Annotated in this window: 1 protein-coding gene and 1 pseudogene; both read right to left on the reverse strand. The window is 66.2% G+C overall.

The features are described from left to right. A pseudogene (locus tag PGX04_RS26660) lies at positions 1 to 269 on the reverse strand (hypothetical protein); the annotation flags it as partial. A gap of 88 nt (positions 270 to 357) precedes the next feature. Next, positions 358 to 3,488: PAS domain S-box protein (locus tag PGX04_RS26665; RefSeq protein ID WP_273741253.1), on the reverse strand; the 3,131-nt coding region annotated here is incomplete at its 5' end.

The following is a 3,488-nucleotide window of genomic DNA, read 5'->3' on the forward strand; positions in this document are numbered from 1 at the left end:
TCGAGGCCGACGGCGTGACTGCCGGCTACCCCGAGGAACGAGACCCACAGCGCCAGCGCCGTGACGGCGAGCGTCTGTCGGGAGACGGACTGGGCGTAGCGAGCGACGCAATAGACGCCGACGACGGCGAACCCGGTCGCTCCGAGCGTTAGTCCGAGCCCGTCGATAGCGGCGTCGGCGGTCGCGACGCCGGCGTCGGCGAAACAGGCGAGCGAGGCGGCGAGCAGGGATCCATCCGAACCGCGTGTTGTCGGAATCACGTCGTGCACCGCTTTGCCGGGTCGAGTAGGTGCTCGAATATATAGCTGTTGACTAGCTGCAGTTGACTCAAATCGATCGCTCGAATCGCTGGTACGGCTATTCCGACGCTGGCGACGACGGGTCGGTCTCGTCGCCGGCGGGCAGAGTCAGTGAGAACGTCGACCCCTTGCCGGGTTCGGAGTCGACGCGAATCTCGCCGCCGTGGCGCTCCACGATCCGGTGACAGAGCGCGAGACCGATCCCGGTTCCCTCGTGTTCCTCGTGGCTGTGGAGACGCTGGAACACCTGAAAGATCCGATCCTGGGCCGACGGATCGATGCCGATCCCCTCGTCGCGGACCGAAATCTCCCACTCGCTGCCGCTCCGTTCGGCGCTGACGTGGATCCGCGGGGGCTCGTCCCCGCTGTACTCGATCGCGTTCGACAGGAGGTTCTGGAACACCTGCCGGAGCTGGCTCGCATCGCCCGTGACGACGGGAAGCCGCTCCGTCGTGATCTCGGCGTCTCGCTCCTCGATACTGACTGTCAGATCTTCGCGGACGTCAGCGAGAACGTCGTCGAGATCGACCGGCTCGAGGGGGTCGCCCTTCGATTCGACGCGGGAGTACTCCAGGAGTCCGTCGATCATCTCGGCCATCCGCTCGGCACCGTCGACCGCGTAGTCGATGAACTCCCGGCCCTCCGCGTCGAGTTCGTCGGCGTAGCGGTGGTCGATCAACCGGAGGTAACTCGTGACCATCCGGAGGGGCTCCTGGAGGTCGTGGGAGGCGGCGTAGGCGAACTGTTCGAGTCGCTCGTTCGACTCCTCGAGCTTGCGCCGGTACTCCGTTCGCTCGGTGATGTCCTGTACGACGAGCATGCCGCTCGAGACCTCGCCGCCGGTCTGAACCGGCAACGTCGTCGCACGGAGGGTCCGATTCCGATAGCGCACCTCGAAGGTGCGCTCGTCGCCGTCGAGAGCGGCCCGAAAGTGGGGCTCGATCTCCGTCACTAGCTCGTCGGGATATCGCTCGTAGATCGTCTGCTCGAGTTCGGCCGCTCGACTGATGTCGAGGTCGTCGAGGAGCCGTCCGCCCGCGGCCGTGTACCGTAGCTCCTCGTCGAACAGGGCGACGACGCCGTCCGGGAAGTTCTCGGCGAGTGTGCGGTAGCGCTGCTCGCTCTCCTCGAGCCTGCGCTGGCGTTCCTCCCGTTCGGTGACGTCCCGGACGACGCCGATCCGTTCGGAACCGGACTCGGCGGTGGTGATCGACGTGACCGTCGCCTCGACCGGCCGTCGATCGCCGGACTCGGTCTCGAGATTCGTCGCGACGGTCGACACGTCGCTCTCGTCTTCCGCGACCTCCCGGGCGTGGTCCATCACCTGCTCGTCGACGACGAGCGAGGCGTGGCTTCCGATCAACTCGTCTCGATCGTAGCCGGTGAGCGCGACGTACGCGTCGTTAACCATGGTAAACCGGCCGTCCCCGTCGAGGACGTAGATCCCGTCCTCGACGGTTTCGATGATCCGTTCGTACTGCTCGAGTTGGTGCTCGCGACGTTTCCGATCGGTAACGTCTCGGAAGTACACCGACAGCCCCGTCTCGGAAGGATACGCCTGAATCCCCATCCAGATGTCGAGCGAGTCGGAGTACCGCTCCCACGAGACCGGTCGCTGGGTCTCCATCGCCTCGCGATACCGGTCGCCGAGATCGGAACTCGTCGCACTGGGGAACGCCTCCCAGATGGTCTCACCGAGAAGCTCCGCCTCCGCGTGGCCCAGCAGTTCCGCGGCGCGATCGTTGACGTGGGTGAAGCGCCACTCGTCGTCGAGCGCGTAGAACGCGTCCGAGACGCGCCCGAGGATCTCGCTCAGTTCGGTCTCGAGTTCGTGCTTGCGCCGTTCGAGGCGGCGTTCCTGTTCTTTGAGTGTCGTGATCTCTTCGCCGGCGGAGATGACTCGCTCGAGCGAGCCGTCCGGCCCGAAGACGGGAACGGCGGTGACGGAGAACCACGTTCGGTCACCGGTCGGATCCTCGACGACGAATTCCTCGTCGCGTACCGGCTCGCCGCTCGCTCTGACGCGCGCCGAGGGGCCGTTCTCGGGATCGATCGGCTCGCCGTCCGCATCGAAGACGTCCAGCGCGGCGAGCAACTCGGTCTCGCCGAGGGGGTCGCGGTCGCCGAGTCCGAGTTCGGTCTGCACGTGACGGTTCGCCAGCACCGTTTCGCCGTCAGCATCTTCGACCGATATCGCGACCGGCGCGGTCTGGAGGAGCGTTTCGGTCTGGCTCCGCTCGCGTTCGAGCGTTCGTTCGCGTCCGATCCGGTCGAGGGTCGCCTCGAGACTCGAGGCGACGATCTTCGCGAGCGAGAGGTCGGCCTCGTCGAACGCGGCCCGCTCCTCGGAGCCGATGATGACGATGCCGTGGGCCCCGATGGGGAGGCAGATCTCGCTCCGGATCGGCGTCTCGGGATTGTAGACGTTCGAATCGCTCGTCACGTCGTCGTAGATCGCCGGCTCGCCGGTATCGTAGACGCGCCAGGCGATCCCCTCACCGGCCGCGAACGTCGGCATTTCCTCGAACAGGGACGCTGCCGGATGGGACCAGGCGACTGGCTCGAGCGCCGCTCGCTCCGGTTCGTAGAGGTAGACGCCGTTGATCTCGAGGTCAAGGATGTCGAACAGGTGCTGACAGGCCTGCTCGGCGACCGCTTCGCGCGTCCCGGTCTCGAGCCACTCGCGAACGGCCTCGTTCAGCCGGCGGAGCTGGTAGGTGCGTCGGTGCTGTTCGGTGACGTCGTAGTAGAGTTCGACGCGTCCGCCCGCGTACGGGCCGGATTCGATCGGTTTACTCCGGTGCTCGAGCCAGCGTTCCTCGCGGTCCTCGCTCGGCGTCACGTGACAGTCGAATCGCTCGGTGTCGCTGTTGTCATCGTAGGTCGCACTGACCGTGTCGACGAACCGATCCGGATCGCTGACCCGCTCGGCGATGATCTCGTCGATTAGCTCGCGTTTGTCCCGGCCGACCACCGCCGTCGAGTCGAGACCGAAGTATCGCTCGATCGCGTCGTTGACCCACGCGACGTCGAACCCTTCGTCGAGGACGAAAACGCCCACGTCGGCCCCCTCGAGCACTGCAGTAATCGATTCGAGCGAACGAAACGAGCCCGGTTCGGACGCCGCGGCCGGCTCGACCGGCCGGTCCGCGCTCTCGCTCGTCTCCGATTCCGCCAGCGACGCGCCCT

The sequence above is a fragment of the Natrinema soli genome (assembly GCF_028618695.1).